Source organism: Pseudomonas sp. B14(2022) (genome assembly GCF_012030485.1).
GTDB lineage: Bacteria > Pseudomonadota > Gammaproteobacteria > Pseudomonadales > Pseudomonadaceae > Aquipseudomonas.
Genome location: NZ_JAAUVM010000007.1, coordinates 286,297 through 301,581 on the forward strand (window position 1 = coordinate 286,297; position 15,285 = coordinate 301,581).

Sequence of the window (15,285 nt, forward strand, 5' to 3'; positions counted from 1 at the left end):
CCTCAAGTTGAATGCCCTGATGCGGCGCCGATCACTGGAATTACCAGGTTTTTACAATCCAGCATTTCAGCGGGTGAAACAATCACTCGCCAAACAATTCGACGATCAGCGTAAACAGCGTGGTCTTCACTGCGCTGTCCAACTCGGTCCAGGCCAATCCCGTGCTGGCCTGGAACGCTCCCAACACCAGCGGCCGCGAAACGCAATGGGCTGGTAACGCCCGCGCGGCCTGCTGTGGCAATACACCAACGCCCAACCCGGCGCAGACCAGCGCGAGCATGGTGGTGAACTCGCCCAGTTCGGACGCGATCTGCAGGGGGATGCCCACGGCCTGGATAAATTCGTCGTAGAACCCCGGCGCATACCGCCGCGCGAGGATGTACACCGGCACGTCGAGCAGGTCACCGGGCTGGATCGAATCCTGCGTGGCCAACGGATGATCCATCGGCAAGGCCACGCAGAACGGCTCGCGCAACACCACGCGGGTCTGCACCCCAGGGTTGGCGGCGGGCAGGCGCATCAAGCCGAAATCCAGGCGGCCATTTTTCAACGCGGCGGCTTGATCAGGGCCGGGCATGTCCTTGAGCTCCAGCTCGATCCGCGGGTAGCGCTGATGCACCGTGCGGATCAACTCGGGCAACAGTTGGGGCAATACCGACGACACAAAGCCCAGGCGCACCCGGCCGATTTCCCCCCGGTTGGAGGCTCGTGCTGCATCCGCCGCCCGCGCGGCCTGGTGCAGGGTCGCCTGGGCTTCGGGCAGGAACACCCGACCGGCATCGGTCAAGGTCACCGAGTGGCGATTGCGGTCCAGCAGGCGTACGCCCAGGCCACTTTCGAGCAGCTTGATCTGCATGCTCAGCGCCGGTTGCACAATCGACAACTGCGCCGCCGCCCGGCCGAAATGCAGCTCCTGGGCCAGTACCACAAAGGCGCGCAAGTGCTTGAGTTCCATCCAGCCTCCCCGGTTATCACGGATATTGATCAGCCGATCATAAATGAACATTGGACCTGCGCCCTATACCGGCGTGAAGTTAAGCCCATCAGCCAACGTTTTGATTATCACAAGCACGCCCGGAGAAATATGCCCATGCCAAGCGTTTTAGACACCTTTCGCCTCGATGGCCGGCTGGCGCTGGTCACCGGCTCCAGTGCCGGTATCGGCCTGGCCATCGCCCGAGGCCTGGCCCAGGCCGGTGCGCGGGTGGTGCTCAACGGGCGTAACCGCAGCACGTTGCGCGACGCCGCCGCGCTGCTGACCCTTGAGGGCCTGGAGGTGCACACCCAAGCGTTCGATGTGACCGACAGCGCGGCGATCCAAGCCGGCGTGGCCGCTATCGAGGAACGCCTCGGGCCCTTGGACATCCTGGTGAACAACGCCGGCATGCAGCGCCGTGGGCCGTTGGAAGACTACAGCGAGCAGCATTGGCGCGAACTGATCAGCACCAACCTCGACAGCGCCTTCCTCGTGGGCCAGGCTGTGGCGCGCGCGATGATCCCGCGCAAGCGGGGGCGCATCATCAATATTTGTTCGGTGCAAAGCGAATTGGGCCGCCCCGGCATCGCGCCGTATGCGGCGAGCAAAGGCGCGTTGAAGATGCTCACCAAGGGCATGGCCATCGACTGGGGCCCGCACGGGTTGACAGTCAACGGTATCGGCCCCGGCTACTTCAAGACCGAGTTGAACGCCAACCTGGTGGCCAACCCCGAGTTCAGCGACTGGCTGGTGCAACGTTCGCCGAGCCGCCGCTGGGGCGACGTAGCCGAGTTGGCCGGTGCGGCGGTGTTCCTGGCCAGCGATGCCGCGAGTTTCGTCAACGGTCATATCCTCTATGTCGACGGTGGTATAACCGCGTCGCTGTAACCCTGGAGAACCTTATGCACGCCATTGTCTGCCACGCCTCAAAAGACCTGCGGGTCAGCCCCCAGGACGAACCCCACACCCTGGGCCCCGAGCAACTGCGCGTGCGCATCGCCCGCGGCGGTATCTGCGGCTCGGACTTGCACTACTACCAGCACGGCGGCTTCGGCACGGTGCGCCTGCGCGAGCCGATGGTGCTCGGCCATGAAGTGTCGGCAGTGATCGACGCCGTGGGCGCGGACGCCGGCCGGTTCAAGGTCGGCCAGCGCATTGCCGTATCGCCGTCGCGTCCATGCGGCGCTTGCCGTTATTGCCATCAAGGCCTGCCCAACCATTGCCTGGACATGCGCTTCTACGGCAGCGCGATGCCCTTCCCGCATATCCAGGGCGCGTTTCGCCAGCGCCTGGTGATCGAGACGCATCAGGCCCATGTGCTGGCCGATCACGTCAGCCTCGCCGAAGGTGCACTGGCCGAGCCGTTGTCGGTGGGGTTGCATGCGATCCAACGGGCCGGCGCAGTGTTCGGCAAGCGCGTGCTGGTGACCGGTTGCGGCCCCATCGGCAACCTGCTGATCGGCAGCCTGCGCGCCGCCGGTGCCGCTGAAATCGTCGCGGTGGACCTGTCCGCCAGCGCCTTGGCCTGCGCGGAAAAAATGGGCGCCACGCGCACCCACAACATCGTCGACGGCGTCGACGCGCTCAAGCGCTACACCGCCGAAAAGGGTTACTTCGAGGTGATGTTCGAAGTCTCCGGCAGCGCCCAGGCCCTGCGTAACGGCCTGGACTGCATCGCCCCGCGCGGCGTGCTGGTCACTGTCGGCTTGGGCGGTGAGGTGTCGCTGCCGCTGAACCTGCTGGTCAGCCGCGAGATCGACCTGCGCGGCACCTTCCGCTTCCACAGCGAATTTGCCCAGGCGGTGGACTTGCTCAATCGCCAGATCATCGACGTGCGCCCGGTGATCTCCCACACGGTGCCGTTCGAGCAGGCGGTGCAGGCGTTTGAACTGGCGGCGGACAAGACTCAGGCGATGAAAGTGGTGCTGGATTTTGGCGTGGCGGACGTGGAGTAAGGCCTACCCGCTTTCGGTCAGATACCCCCCCTCGACCTCAAGTGCGCGAATCCTAAGGTAATCTGCGGCGATCACCTTAGGATCGACATGAACCAGATACACCGTCCCCGGCTGACTGAACACGTCCTGCGTCGCACCCATTTGTTGTCCATTGTCGACGTAGAAAACTGCATCGAAGAACGACTCAAGTTTGAGCAGCTCTTTCAAAAATAGATCCTTATCGAAACAGCCATTTGAACGGTTGATCAGGCAGACATTATAGGTATGTTGCAACAGTGGATAGTCGGCCTCCCTTGCCAGCAATTGCGCAAAAAACTCCGGCTCGGCGATGGATAAAGCCACAGCTTCAATCTGCCCCAGACCGGTGGTTTGCCTGGATACACCGGGACGCAGAATACCGTCGGTTCGTGCAGCAACTTCTACCAGTTTCGGCCCCTCTGCGGTGAACATGACTTCTGCATGACTGGGGCCGTTGCGAATACCCAGACACCGCACCACTGCCCGAGTGTAATCCACCAGCACCGGGTAAACCGATGAGTCTGGTCCGATCAGCTCATCGATGTCATAGAGTACGCCGCCCTCTTTTGTGCGCTGTTTTTGGTACCTCACGACCTCGGTAACAAGCTGTTGACCATTGAGTGAAACCATATTCACCACATATTCCGTCCCCGCCAGGTACTCCTGAATCAGCACCTGCGTATTAGGCAGGTTCAGCTTATTCGTTGCTCCCAACAGCTTGCCCACCGCAGTCTCGCAGGCCTGCCTATCCGCGCAGATGAACACACCATCGGCGCCTGCGCTGTCGAGGGGTTTTACCACGACAGGAAAGTGCCCATGGTCTTTGATCCAGCCGTCGGCCAACGCCCAACTGCCTGCAACGAACTGTCGGGGTGCGGGCAACTGAGCCTGGGAAACACATTGAATCATGTCGTACTTGTTTCGGCGGGCGTTGGTCCTGTCGAAGTCATTACGATAGGGCAGTTGCAGTCCTTCATTTAATAGGTCAGCCAGGAGCACACCGGTTTCGGCACCGGCGATGATGAAGTCAGGCTTGAAGCATTCGACGCCCGCCAAGGTAGTCGTCATATTGCTATTGACAATCATCTGCTCATAAATCGAAGGATCGAAGCCCTTGTAGTAGTAACTCTCCAAGGCTCCCGTTGACGCCACATGCATGAGCACACAACCTTTTTCACTCAACCGCTTCGCCACAAATTTTCCCGAAGAGAAACCATCAACCACGACCACTCTAATCATGTTGCCTCCTTCCTGATTGCATACATCGCCCGACCCGAAAGCAACAACACAATGACGCTGACCGCCACCACACTGGTCATGGAAAACTCCACTCTGGTATCCAGATATTGGAGTAACAGTACAAAGACAGGAAGTGTCAGCAAAACCAGGGAGACATGGATGGGTGTGAGGTAGTAGATGGTTTTCTGAACCAGGTAAATCGGCAACAAATGCCCGATCACAACCAGAACCACCATCGGCAGAATCAATTCGCGGTCGAGCGAAAAACTCACCTCGGAAGCAGGAATTGCGATGACGCAGACACCAATCATCGCCACGCTCCTGACAGCCAGTATTTCATGGACAGACCAATGGCGAGCGAACATCTCCTTGGAGAAAACCGTGTAAATGACGGTACCCAACGCGCAAACCATGACGCTGCCAATACCCAACAGTCGCTCCTCCACGGTAGTAGCGACCACACCGCTGTCACCGGCAAATGAATTGAACAACATGATCCCTACCGACGTGAGCACCAGACATGAAACCAGCGTATCTGCGAAGGCAGCCTTAGCACCGCGTTTAGTCAGCAGCGAGATAATCAACGTGAAGGCAGGGCCGCAGGCTACTGAGGCGACTCCGACCACTGCTGGCTCTAAATAACGCAACGCGTAAAACAGGCCTCCCCAGTTGAGTAGAACTGCAATATTGACGATAAAGACAAACGGCCAACAGGATCTAAACTTTGAAACCAAAGAACCTGCATCGCGATACAGTGCGCACACGATAAAAAACACTGCCGACGTTGCAAAACAATAAAAAACAACGATCAGCGTATTGATCGATTGCGTGACATAAGCGACATACACATCGAATGCTGCACTGAGCAAGCAAAACACCAAGCCAATTATTACGCCCACCCTAAGCATATCTATCAACCGAAAAAATACCGACCTATGAAATCACGTTCACACCTTCGTCTCTAACCACTATTTTCATAATGGTTTTCACATCAATACCTGTTTGTTTTTTAACCTTTTCAGCGCCATTATTCCCCACCTTTTCAACGGCACAAATAACGTCCACTAATTCGCCACCAGCACCTTTCACTGCATTGACCAGCGCAATCACTGCACCACCAGTACTCAACGTATCATCAATAAGAGTTACGCGATCACCAGCATTAACGCCATTAAGATACATACTTCCTTGAAAATATTCTGACTGCACATTAACCACCTGCTCATTGATACCCCCCAGACTGTAGGAATACCATCTCGCCATTGCCATAGGAATACCTGTAAGCAAAGAGACCGTCGTAGCAAGCGCAGCACCTTTATCTTCTTCAGTTACAATTTTTGAAACATTAAAATCCATGAGCCTAACGATTTTTTGAGCCACCTCCATTAATACCTCCGGCCTTAATGCCGGAATTTGATCAGTAAACTCGTTTACGGTAGTCAATGCTGCACCAGAGTTCACAACTCTGGCATTCCTATAAACCTCTTCAAGTAACATCATTCACCTCACTGTATTCTGGATAAACACCATCCCAGCGACTTGCGTACTTCCATGAACTATCAAAAAACAAGGTGACTATATTTTTTTTGTGGAATGTTCGTGCAAACTCATCGCAGACCAGCAAGTTCGCACCACAGGTCGGGCCAATTGGGATTTTTTCTTCGTCAATAAAGAGCCTCATTCGAGCCCATGCGTCTGAGCCTTCAATCACTCGGACCTCATCAACGAGTTCAGAGATTGTATTAGCTGACAAGACTCCGGCACCGAGCCCCATTAAATTATGAGGGCGATGTTCAAAAGCCAAGTGATGCCTTTCTGCAAACAATGGAGCAGAATTATTGACTTCAAGCCCTACGGTTCTAATTTCGCTGTACTCTCGCTTCAAGACCTCAGCAATACCAGAAAACGTTCCACCCGTGCCTATCGAGCAAACAAAAAAATCAGGTACTACGCCATGCACCTTCAGGTCCCGTACTATTTCTTCACCACAGACCTTCCAACTTTGCCTGTTCAATAAATTGCTGGACTGGTCCAGAAAATAACTTTCTCTCGCCGAGTTCTCCGCTTGATAACGTTTGGCTCGGAGTACGGCTTCTGATAAAAAACCTTCTCTTGGCGTTTCAACTATTTCAGCCCCATAAGAGCGTATTTGAGCTTTCCGTTCCTCAGTCATACCTTCTGGCATAAAGATTTTAACCTTATAGCCTTTTAGCCTTCCGATCCACGCAAGTGCTGCTCCACCATTCCCGGTAGAACAATCTATCAAGGTCATGCCCGGCCAAATGACGCCGGCCTCTTCCAATCGGCTAACAATATTTAGATAAGTCCTGTCCTTGTGACTTCCTGAGGGATTCAAAAACTCACACTTAGAAAAAACCTTGTTGCCATTTATCGAGAGTGTTTTCAACTCTATAAGTGGCGTACCACCAATATCTGCGAGCTCCATTCTGAAGCCCCCTATCCTCGACATAGAATACTTGAACGCTAACAGATTACTTCCCAGACAAATAGCTAGCCGAACGGATAGGTAGTTTCAAGCTCGAAGTAGCGACCTGAGTGTAGGATTTTCCTGCAAACAATCCCTGCAAGAACTAGGATGCTGTCGACCCTTTGCCCACGGTACGTGCGACGCCCACGCCCCGCCGCCGACAGCCCGGCGATCAGGGTCATTGCGCACATCAACGGCAGTACCACATACCAGTAGGCGAACTCGAACACCCATCCCAGCAGGTAACCGATGGCCAACAGTTGCACCGCGGTGCGCACCGTTGACCAGGATCAGCGAAGCAGCGATGCCCATGTCCAGGGCGGTGAGGTTCTGATAGTTCACGGCTGGGCCGCCTCGCTCAACACCCCGGCACTCATCTGCCAGTGGATGTCGCTCATGCGCCGGGCCTGGTCGAGGTCGTGGGGTCGAGGGCGGTGGTGGGTTCGTCCAGCAGCACCTCGGGGTTGAGTTGCAGGGTGCGGATCAGCGAGACCACCTAGGCCTCGCCACCCGACAGGTCCAACGCGTTCTTCGTCAAAAAATCGGCTGCCTTGTGAGGGCGTGGGTCTCGATCAGTGCGCGCATGGACGCGGTGTTCCTCTTAAAACCTGTTGGGCGTAATGGTGAGGCCCGCGCGAGAAGTTTTCATGAAAAAATTCAAACTATCGTCACCCACGTCGTTCAGAACTTCAGGTTCAACGTTAAGTAGGAGACGACATGCAATACCGACAACTGGGCCATTCGGGCCTGCTGGTATCCGAAATCATCCTCGGCACCGTGCCCTTTGGCGGTCGCGCCGAGTTTGAAAAATGCGGGTCGGTAGACGTGCCCCAGGCCAGGCGCATGTTCGATATCGCGTTCGACGCCGGGGTGAATATGGTCGACACCGCCGACCTCTACTCCCATGGGCTGGCCGAAGAAGTCGTCGGCAAAGCTCTGGGCGACAAGCGCAACGATATCCTGCTGGCCACCAAGGGCCGCAGCCCGGTGGACAAGAACCCGAATAACTCAGGCTCTTCGCGCTACCACCTGATTCGCGCCTGCGAGGCCAGTTTGAAGCGCCTGGGCACTGACCATATCGACCTGTACCAATTGCACAATTGGGACGGCATGACCCCCATCGAGGAAACCCTCGAAGCCCTGCGGCTGTTGGTAGGGTCGGGGAAAATCCGTTACTTCGGCACCAGCAATTTTACTGCCTGGCAGATGATGAAAACCCTCGGCAAGGCCGAATTGCACGGCATGCTCAAGCCCATCACCCAGCAGATCTACTACACGCCGGAATCCCGCGAGGCCGAGTACGAGTTGCTGCCATTGGCCCTGGACCAGCACGTGGGTACTCTGGTGTGGGGGCCGATGGGCGAAGGCCTGCTGACCGGCTCCACCCGACGCGGACAGCAACCACCGGCCAATACCCGCCAGGGCAGCGGCTGGCCCGAACCCTACGTACATGACCAGGAACGTGCGCTGGACATCATCGAGACCCTCGCCGCCGTGGGCGATGAACAGGGCGTGTCGGTGGCGCGCACCTGCCTGGCCTGGCTCAAGGACCGTCCAGGGATTACCTCCCTGATCGTCGGTGCCCGCACTGAAGCGCATCTGCGCGACAACCTGGCGGCCACAGAGTTGAAACTCACCGAAGAACAGTTCGCGCGCATTGAAGCGGTGACACGGCGCCAACCGTTGTATCCGTACTGGCATCGTTTTACTGCCGGGATTGATCGCTTCGATCCGGCAGAGCAGCCGTTCCTGGCCGAGCACCAGAAAACCATGGATGCACGCAAGGACAAATAATCCAGAACAGCGTACCTGTGGCGAGGGCGCTTGTTCCCTCACCACAGGTTACTTTTGGCCCTTTCTACGTCTTCACTGACTGACATGGGGGCAAATCCCCCTCCCACATTTAATCCCGTACCAACCCCAAAAAGAGTACGGCTTTGATCCCAAGCCTGATTTGCAATCAAACGCCGCAGTGCCTATATTTCCCGCCTGGCGCTCTCTACGCCACCTTCCGCGGAAAGGGTTGCGCCCAAGACAGTCAAGCTCCACCTCATTTCTACGACTCCCAACCTTAAAGCGGAAAAGGTTTGTGCAAGGAGATCGTATGTCGCAACGCCCTGTATCCTCCAACACCGATGGCCGTCTCAACCTTGAGCAGCAGCGCAAGCGCGCCAAGGAATTGTTGCGGCAGCTGAAAACCCAGGACCCCAGCGCCACCCTGTCCCAGGCTCAGTGGGAGATCGCCAGGCAACTGGGTTTCAGCAGTTGGCCCAAGCTCAAGGCCCATGTCGACGCCATTGACTTCGCCGCCCGCCATCCCGACTTTGCCGCCAGCGACGAAGCACGCACCACCCACTGGCGCTGCGGCAATGACATTGCCCATAGCCTTCAGATTGCCGGGTTCAAGGGCCACTTCCACATGCTGAGCGACCCGCTATGCATGGGCCCGGTGCGCGACGTACCCACCGCAGAATTCCGCGCCCTGCGCAGCGCTTTCATCAGCCAGACCTTTGCCCTGCCCGCAGCGGACGTCACGCGCCGCGTCGACGATGAATACGATCAGCTCCACTCCTTGGCCAGCGCCGAGCACAGCGTGCTGTGGTGCGAGGCGGACGCCTATGACCAGTTGTTCCTGATCCGTGCCCTGGCCGGCCTGGAGCAGATGCCGCCCAAGCTGGAGCTGATCGAGGTGGATCGTATCCCCGGTGTCGAGCGTTTTATCGGTATCGGCCAGTTGGCGCCCGATGTATTGGCGTGGCTATGGCCACAGCGGCGCTTGATCGGTGACGATGCGGTGCAACTGGCCAAACAGGCCTGGTCGGCCTATTGCGACAGCTCACCGACGAAGTTGGCGAAGCTTGCCCATGGTAAACACCCCGCCCTGCCTTTGCTGGCCCCGGCGCTGTTGCGTCAGTTGCAGGAACTGCCGGGCACCCAGGACGGCCTGTCGCTGACCGAACGCCTGGCCCTGACCTACCTCGCCGAAGCCGGGGCGCTTCCATTTGGCCGTGTGTTCGCCGAGCTGATGGCCAGGCGCGACCCGCTGCCGTTCCTGGGGGATATGATGTTTCATGCGCTGTTGCGGCCGTTGATCGATGGCGAGCAGCCGTTGCTGACGGAAACCGAGACGCATCTGGACTGGCCGCGTCGGCCGCTGGCGCTGACTCCCTTGGGCCATGAAGTGCTCAACGGACAGGCGTACTGGCTCGACCATGCCAGCCACGAACGCTGGGTGGGCGGTACGTGCATCAGGCCCGGCCAACCGCACTGGACGATTGACGAGGCTCTGCGCCCCCAGTACAGAGCGCAGTAAAAAAACAGCCCGCCGTGCATCACCCACGGCGGGCTGTTTTAGTAGTCATCGGCGCCCAGGCTGAAGACGGTGGTGCATCAACGCAGGATTAGGCTAATGTGCCGCCCACGCGCCCTTTCCCTGCGAGACCTCTGCATGCGACCCCTGATTTTCGCCAGCCTGTGCCTGCTGGCAGGCTGTCAACAAACGCCGCCGGCCAACGACCAGCTCGACGCCGTACTCTGGACCCAGACCTCCATCGAACACGAGTTGATCTATCGCCAGGTCTTCGCCAATGCCACCCGCCAGCTCGACGTGGCGCTGGCCGATCCCCGCTGGGACGCGCTGCCCTTCCCCCCACGCAACCTCAGCGGCCTGCCGCCGGCGGTGGTGGTAGACATTGATGAAACCCTGCTGGACAACGTGCCGCTCAATGCCCGCGACGTGATCAATAACCAGGTGTATGGCTACGACCGCTGGAACACCTGGGTCGACCAGGCGAATGCCCAGGCCCTCCCCGGTGCCGTGGCGTTCCTGCAAGCGGCACAACAAAAAGGCATCACGGTTTACTACCTGACCAACCGCGAACACAGCCAGGTCGCGGCCACTGTGGCCAACCTGCGCCTGCGCGGTTTTCCGGTGGAGAGCAATCAACAGGTGCTCGCCGCCAGCACGCCTACCGGGCACTGCGAAAGCGCCGGCTACGGCAAGAACTGCCGCCGCCAATGGGTCGCCAGCCAGGCTCGCGTGCTGTTGATGGCCGGTGATTCCCTGGGGGATTTCGTCCAGGCCGAACACAACACCCTCGAGGCCCAGCGCAAGGCCGTCGAACCCTATGTGAACTGGCTCGGGCAGCGCTGGTTTTTGCTGCCCAACCCGACCTATGGCAACTGGTACAGCGCGCCCTATGGGGATGATGAAAAGCTGCCGTTCGCGCAGAAACGCCAGCTCAAGCAGCAGGCGTTGCAGTTGCAGGAGTAACGCCGGACTAGTGCAAGCGCCCGCCCAACGGGTACTCGACCGCCAGGCGGATCTGGTTGGCATCCAGCTCCGCCTGCGCCGCATTGCCCCGGTGCACGGCGTGGCGCAGGGTAAAGGCGAGGTTTTTCGCGACACCGGACTGCACCACGTAACGTGCTTGCAGGTCACGCTCCCAATGCTTGCCCCCATCACCGTAGCCGAGCCATGGGTAGCCGCCGCCAGGATCCATGTGGCGGCCGTCGATACCACTGCCGCGTACATACAACGCCGCCAGGCTCAGGCCGGGCATGCCATGGCCCGTTAGGTCCAAGTCATAGCGCGCCTGCCACGAGGCCTCCCGCGGGGCGTTGAAATCGGACAGCGCCACGGCGTTGCTCAGGTAAATCGCCCCGCGCGTCACGTAGTCGAACGGCGTGTCGCCACTGACTTTCTGATAGCCCACGCCCACACTGTGGGCACCGAACCGATACGTCGAGAGCAGGCTCCATGTGGTGTTATCGATGCGCCCGGACAACGCCTTGCCGGTGTCCTGGGTGCGATACAGGTTCAGGTCAACGGTCAGTGCCTGGCCGGGAAGCAGCGGCCGGGTGTAGACCGCCCCCAAGTAATGCTGGCGCCAGGTGTCTTCATAGACAGCACTGAACATGCTGGCGCTCAGCCCCTTGATTGCCGTATTGCGTATGCCCACCAAGTCAAAGCGATCGCCTTGCTTGCCGTTGGAATAGTTGACGACAAATCCTCGGTCATGGCTGCTGGCGTTGCGGTCGGTGCTCTCATTGAAGTGCCCAGCGAACAGGGTGGTGGCCGGCAACTCGCGGCTGGTCAACAACCATCCCGTCGCGGTTTCGGGCAGCAAGCGGCTGTCGGACGAGGCAAACACCGGGGTTTTCACCCGCTGCTCGCCATAGCGCAATTCGGTTGAGGAAAAGCGCAGTTTGGCAACTGCACCACCGCGGCTGAACTGCTCCTTGGGGTGGCCGTCATTGTCCACCCCCAATAGCCGTGCCTTCCCGGCACGTCCACCGCCACTGTCCAGTTGCCAGGCGGAATAAACGTGTGCATCCAGGCCAAAACCCAGGGTGCCGGTGGTGAAACCCGAGGCGTAGTCAGCCATCAGGCCATAGGCCCATTCCTCCGCCAGGTCGCTGCGCTGGGATCGCGGTTTGTAGGCGTTGCGAGCGCCGTTGCTGAGGGCGCCATGCTGGTAGTCGCGGCGGTCGTAGACACTGCGGTTGAGCAGGTTCCACTGGCTGTCCTCGATAAAGCCTTTGGCGGTGTCTTGTTCGGCGGCGAAGGCGAGCAGGCTCTGCCCTCCCAGTGCCAATAGCAGGGTGCGGGTCGATAGCATCTTCACGGTTTGACTCCAGAACGTGTCAGGCAAAGGTGTTCCGCAGGGCGCAGAACACCGTTGGTTCCGTCAGAGGTATTTGAGAATCGCGATGTCGCGACGACGCTGTTTGAGGCCGGCGAACCAGCGCGTCGGGAAGAACAGCAACACCCCGAGTATCACGCTCCACAACCACACCACCGGCAGGTCGTCAAAACCGTAGTACGTGCCCTGGTTAGCGCCCCAGATCGCCAGCGCGACCAGGTACATGGCCTTGAGCACGTAGAGGTGCAGCAAGTAGAAAAACATCGGCGCCCCACCGTAGATCGCCAGGGTCGCGGTAGCCCAGCGGGACTGCCATTTCTCGAACAGTGCCAACAACAGCAGCGACAGGCCCAGGGTGGGCATCAGGAACATCAGCGACGGCGGGTATTTCTTCGCGCTCATGAAGCTCATGAAGGTGCGCAATGCATCACCGGTCTGCACCCAGGGTTTCTCGCCATACACGTTGAGGTAGCGGATAAACACAAACGCGACCAGCAAGCCTGTACCCAGCTTGACCAGGCGGGAGATACGCTCCGCCGACGGCATCGCCTTGCCAAACCACGGGCCGATGCCCCAGCCCAGCAAGATCACACCGATCCACGGCAATATCGGGTAAGTCGTGCGGGCGCGGGTGAATTCGGTAATGTCGATAAACACCCGCTGATGCAGGATCGACCAGGGCACGAAGAACGGCGACTCCGGCCCGACTGTCACGCCATCGAGCAGGTTATGCCCGGCAACAATCGCCACCCCCAGCACGATCAGCCAGGCACGTTTGAAGTGCAGCAAACCGGCAAGCACGATCATGCACAGGCCGATACACCAGATCACCTGAAGCCATAACGTCTTGGGCGGGAACTCGGCGTTCCAGGCAAAGCACACGAAGGTGATTTCCAGGAACACCAGGAACAGACCGCGTTTGAGCAAAAACACCGAGGTTTCGCGGGCGCTGTGTTTTTGGCTGTAGAGCCAGGCCGACAAGCCCGTCAGAAAGATAAACGCCGGGGCGCAGATCTCGCTGAGCATACGGGTGAAATACAAGTCCGGGGTGACACTCAAGGCATCGATCGGGTCGGTGACCTGTCGGTGCAGCAAGAAGGTTTCGCGCACATGGTCGATGAGCATCAACAGCATCACAAAACCACGCAGCGCATCGATAGCCAGCATGCGCGTGGCCGCCGTGACGTTCGTGCGGGCAAGCGTCGGCGCAACAGTGCCCGCCTGACCGGCCAATCCTGAAGAAAGGGTCATATCAATCACTCATGAAGGAGGCAATGAATCAGGCTGACTTTTTCAGCCTGGCGACTTCCGATGCCGGCAGTTGCGACGGCGCGCGAGGTAACGGCGCCTGGCCTTGCTGGCGGTGGAACGACAACGTCGAACTGAAGCGTTTGACGTCAAACCGCTCGGGTTTACCCGCCGGATCAAGACGCTCGCCAGGGCTGTTGTCCTGGTACTCGACGGCCACCACGTAAGTGCCCTGCCAGGGCAGCTCGAAGCTGACGTTGCCGGCGGCATCGCTGCGCTGCTTGAAGACTTCACCGGAGGCGGTTTCCAGCATCACTTCCTGGCCCGTCAGCGGCTTGCCCGCGAAGAACACCCGGAACTGCGCACGGCCCGCATCGGCAACGCCGGTGGGCACGATATCCAGGATCAGCTCCGGGCTACGGGCACGCAGGTCACCGACCCAACGCGTGGCCGGCGTCCAAGCGGCTTTCAAGGTCTTGGCGCCTTCATGCACATCGAACATCGGATAGTGCAGGTCTTGCGCCAGCAACGAATCCTCGGGACTGGGCTGCTCAGCCAGCATGAACGCCTGGCGTTGCAGGCTCAGCTGCAGCGGTGCCGACCGGTCGGCCATCGACCACGCCTGGAGTTGCCTGAACCGGTCCATTCCCCCCGGCGTGACCTCCAGCACGTTCTTGTCATATTCCCCGTAGTACAAGGCCAGGGGCTGGCCGGGAAGTTGCTCGTACCAAATCTGATGCGCCTCGCTGGCGGTTGCCAGCATGAACGCCCCATAACCCAACAGTGCTTTTGCGTTGCTCATTCGCATTTTTTTCGCTCCGATTGGTGGTGTTCAACACAAGGCTGTCGCGGCTGGAAAACACCGCACAGCCCTGCGCTCCCTCACTCTGCACGCATTACAACGCAGGCCCTTTTGCGGTATGCGCCGAATTGCGCCCACGGATCGGCGCAGACCACTGTTTAAGGGTCCAAAAAAGTGTTTTATGCGGGTTGCGTCGAGATGAGGCGTTTAGCCAAGACTACGAGTGGGTGTGTCCAATTGAGGTGCAAAAGCAGTGAGCTTTGATCGTTTCCACGTTCTGCGGAAAGCTGTGTACCTGATGTACCGAGGTGCCTGCATCGCAGGCAAGCCAGCTCCCACATTTGAACCGGCTCACCCCATAAAGCGGGGTCAACTGACAGACCGCCATCGGGGGCAAGCTGAACTGGCCTAATGATTTTGGACACTTCAATCGGGCGCTATGATAGCGCCCAAATCTGAGGTGTTTGGATATGCGTAAATCTTATTCGAGTGAGTTCAAGCTCAAGGCTGCCAGCATGGTGTTGGATGAAGGTCAGCCGGCTACCGAAGTCTGTGCCACCCTGGATATCGGCCCCACAGCACTGCGCCGCTGGGTCGATCAAGTGCAAAAAGAACGCTTGGGCTCGACCCCGGTAGGGGCCAAGGCGATTACTGCTGATCAACGAGAAATCCAGAGGCTCAAAGCTCTGATAAGAGAAAAAGACCTGGATATCGAAATTCTAAAAAAGGCCAGTGCTCTCCTGCTTTTGGACGCCAAAGATCATTCACGTTGATCGATGAGCTGGACGAGCGGTACGGCGTTAAAAGGTGTTGCCGGGCGTTTGGGGTCAACCGCAGTAGCTTCTACGCCTGGCGCCAGCGCCAAGGCAGAGCAAATCCTGAAAGGGACAAGCTCAAAGCCGCGCTGGTCAGGC

14 protein-coding genes and 2 pseudogenes are annotated in these 15,285 nt (G+C 58.6%); 6 read left to right on the forward strand and 10 right to left on the reverse strand.

From position 1 onward, the window contains the following. Window positions 1–82: 82 nt before the first annotated feature. Complete coding sequence (locus HCF10_RS13770; protein ID WP_167655763.1) at window positions 83–955, reverse strand: LysR family transcriptional regulator; 873 nt, start codon at window positions 953–955, stop codon at window positions 83–85. Window positions 956–1,090: 135 nt separating this feature from the next. Here HCF10_RS13770 and HCF10_RS13775 point away from each other — a divergent pair, with 135 nt between their 5' ends. Both HCF10_RS13775 and HCF10_RS13780 read left to right on the forward strand, forming a co-directional pair. Further along, window positions 1,091–1,864 (forward strand): glucose 1-dehydrogenase, encoded by a 774-nt coding sequence (locus HCF10_RS13775; RefSeq protein ID WP_167655752.1) that lies wholly within the window; start codon window positions 1,091–1,093, stop codon window positions 1,862–1,864. Between the two features lie 14 nt (window positions 1,865–1,878). Continuing rightward, window positions 1,879–2,931, forward strand: coding sequence for an L-idonate 5-dehydrogenase (locus tag HCF10_RS13780; RefSeq protein ID WP_145336227.1), 1,053 nt, complete (start codon window positions 1,879–1,881; stop codon window positions 2,929–2,931). Between the two features lie 3 nt (window positions 2,932–2,934). Here the strand turns inward: HCF10_RS13780 and HCF10_RS13785 are convergent, their stop codons facing one another. The 6 genes and pseudogenes from HCF10_RS13785 to HCF10_RS13810 form a co-directional block, all read right to left on the reverse strand. After that, entirely contained in the window at window positions 2,935–4,188 is a 1,254-nt protein-coding gene (locus HCF10_RS13785) for an ATP-grasp domain-containing protein (RefSeq protein ID WP_145336230.1), read from the reverse strand. Next, a complete protein-coding gene (locus HCF10_RS13790) occupies window positions 4,185–5,066 on the reverse strand; it encodes a DMT family transporter (RefSeq protein ID WP_337782123.1) in 882 nt (293 codons plus the stop codon). The genes HCF10_RS13785 and HCF10_RS13790 overlap by 4 nt, the downstream gene beginning before the upstream one ends. A gap of 55 nt (window positions 5,067–5,121) precedes the next feature. Next, entirely contained in the window at window positions 5,122–5,688 is a 567-nt protein-coding gene (locus HCF10_RS13795; RefSeq protein ID WP_167655754.1) for a phosphoribosyltransferase family protein, read from the reverse strand. Beyond that, complete coding sequence (locus tag HCF10_RS13800) at window positions 5,675–6,634, reverse strand: cysteine synthase family protein (protein ID WP_167655755.1); 960 nt, start codon at window positions 6,632–6,634, stop codon at window positions 5,675–5,677. Before HCF10_RS13800 ends, HCF10_RS13795 begins: the two co-directional genes overlap by 14 nt. Window positions 6,635–6,768: 134 nt before the next feature. Continuing rightward, a pseudogene (locus tag HCF10_RS13805) lies at window positions 6,769–7,018 on the reverse strand (ABC transporter permease); the annotation flags it as partial. Further along, window positions 7,015–7,229, reverse strand: a pseudogene (locus tag HCF10_RS13810) (ABC transporter ATP-binding protein); the annotation flags it as partial. The pseudogenes HCF10_RS13805 and HCF10_RS13810, both read right to left, overlap by 4 nt. 164 nt (window positions 7,230–7,393) lie before the next feature. Between HCF10_RS13810 and HCF10_RS13815 the strand changes: the two are divergent. From HCF10_RS13815 to HCF10_RS13825, 3 genes are all read left to right on the forward strand, one after another. Then, complete coding sequence (locus tag HCF10_RS13815) at window positions 7,394–8,470, forward strand: aldo/keto reductase (protein WP_131698221.1); 1,077 nt, start codon at window positions 7,394–7,396, stop codon at window positions 8,468–8,470. Between the two features lie 310 nt (window positions 8,471–8,780). Continuing rightward, on the forward strand, window positions 8,781–9,989 hold the full coding sequence (locus tag HCF10_RS13820) for a DUF1835 domain-containing protein (protein ID WP_131698222.1): 1,209 nt from the start codon (window positions 8,781–8,783) through the stop codon (window positions 9,987–9,989). Between the two features lie 135 nt (window positions 9,990–10,124). Then, window positions 10,125–10,949, forward strand: a complete 825-nt coding sequence (locus tag HCF10_RS13825) for a 5'-nucleotidase, lipoprotein e(P4) family (protein WP_145336238.1) — start codon at window positions 10,125–10,127, stop codon at window positions 10,947–10,949. Between the two features lie 7 nt (window positions 10,950–10,956). On the opposite strand, the gene HCF10_RS13830 is transcribed toward HCF10_RS13825, so the two are convergent. The 3 genes from HCF10_RS13830 to HCF10_RS13840 all read right to left on the reverse strand — a co-directional run bounded on the left by HCF10_RS13830 (window position 10,957) and on the right by HCF10_RS13840 (window position 14,371). Further along, window positions 10,957–12,297, reverse strand: a complete 1,341-nt coding sequence (locus HCF10_RS13830; RefSeq protein WP_205885688.1) for an OprD family porin — start codon at window positions 12,295–12,297, stop codon at window positions 10,957–10,959. A gap of 69 nt (window positions 12,298–12,366) precedes the next feature. After that, window positions 12,367–13,572 carry a DUF1624 domain-containing protein gene (locus HCF10_RS13835; RefSeq protein WP_167655757.1) on the reverse strand — a complete coding sequence of 402 codons (1,206 nt, stop codon included), beginning with the start codon at window positions 13,570–13,572 and terminating at the stop codon, window positions 12,367–12,369. Between the two features lie 28 nt (window positions 13,573–13,600). Next, the gene (locus HCF10_RS13840; RefSeq protein WP_237683117.1) at window positions 13,601–14,371 is read right to left on the reverse strand and encodes a DUF4198 domain-containing protein; all 771 of its coding nucleotides are present in this window, start codon (window positions 14,369–14,371) and stop codon (window positions 13,601–13,603) included. 470 nt (window positions 14,372–14,841) lie between these two features. Here HCF10_RS13840 and HCF10_RS13845 point away from each other — a divergent pair, with 470 nt between their 5' ends. Beyond that, window positions 14,842–15,144, forward strand: coding sequence for a transposase (locus HCF10_RS13845; RefSeq protein ID WP_237683118.1), 303 nt, complete (start codon window positions 14,842–14,844; stop codon window positions 15,142–15,144). Window positions 15,145–15,285: the final 141 nt, after the last annotated feature.

Bases quoted from the DNA above. Each gene is read 5' to 3' on its own strand.
- HCF10_RS13835 (WP_167655757.1), bottom strand. From the start codon at position 13,572: ATGACCCTTTCTTCAGGATTGGCCGGTCAGGCGGGCACTGTTGCGCCG.
- HCF10_RS13825 (WP_145336238.1), top strand. From the start codon at position 10,125: ATGCGACCCCTGATTTTCGCCAGCCTGTGCCTGCTGGCAGGCTGTCAA.
- HCF10_RS13780 (WP_145336227.1), top strand. From the start codon at position 1,879: ATGCACGCCATTGTCTGCCACGCCTCAAAAGACCTGCGGGTCAGCCCC.
- HCF10_RS13830 (WP_205885688.1), bottom strand. From the start codon at position 12,297: ATGCTATCGACCCGCACCCTGCTATTGGCACTGGGAGGGCAGAGCCTG.
- HCF10_RS13775 (WP_167655752.1), top strand. From the start codon at position 1,091: ATGCCAAGCGTTTTAGACACCTTTCGCCTCGATGGCCGGCTGGCGCTG.
- HCF10_RS13845 (WP_237683118.1), top strand. From the start codon at position 14,842: ATGCGTAAATCTTATTCGAGTGAGTTCAAGCTCAAGGCTGCCAGCATG.
- HCF10_RS13840 (WP_237683117.1), bottom strand. From the start codon at position 14,371: ATGAGCAACGCAAAAGCACTGTTGGGTTATGGGGCGTTCATGCTGGCA.
- HCF10_RS13770 (WP_167655763.1), bottom strand. From the start codon at position 955: ATGGAACTCAAGCACTTGCGCGCCTTTGTGGTACTGGCCCAGGAGCTG.
- HCF10_RS13795 (WP_167655754.1), bottom strand. From the start codon at position 5,688: ATGATGTTACTTGAAGAGGTTTATAGGAATGCCAGAGTTGTGAACTCT.
- HCF10_RS13800 (WP_167655755.1), bottom strand. From the start codon at position 6,634: ATGGAGCTCGCAGATATTGGTGGTACGCCACTTATAGAGTTGAAAACA.
- HCF10_RS13815 (WP_131698221.1), top strand. From the start codon at position 7,394: ATGCAATACCGACAACTGGGCCATTCGGGCCTGCTGGTATCCGAAATC.
- HCF10_RS13820 (WP_131698222.1), top strand. From the start codon at position 8,781: ATGTCGCAACGCCCTGTATCCTCCAACACCGATGGCCGTCTCAACCTT.
- HCF10_RS13785 (WP_145336230.1), bottom strand. From the start codon at position 4,188: ATGATTAGAGTGGTCGTGGTTGATGGTTTCTCTTCGGGAAAATTTGTG.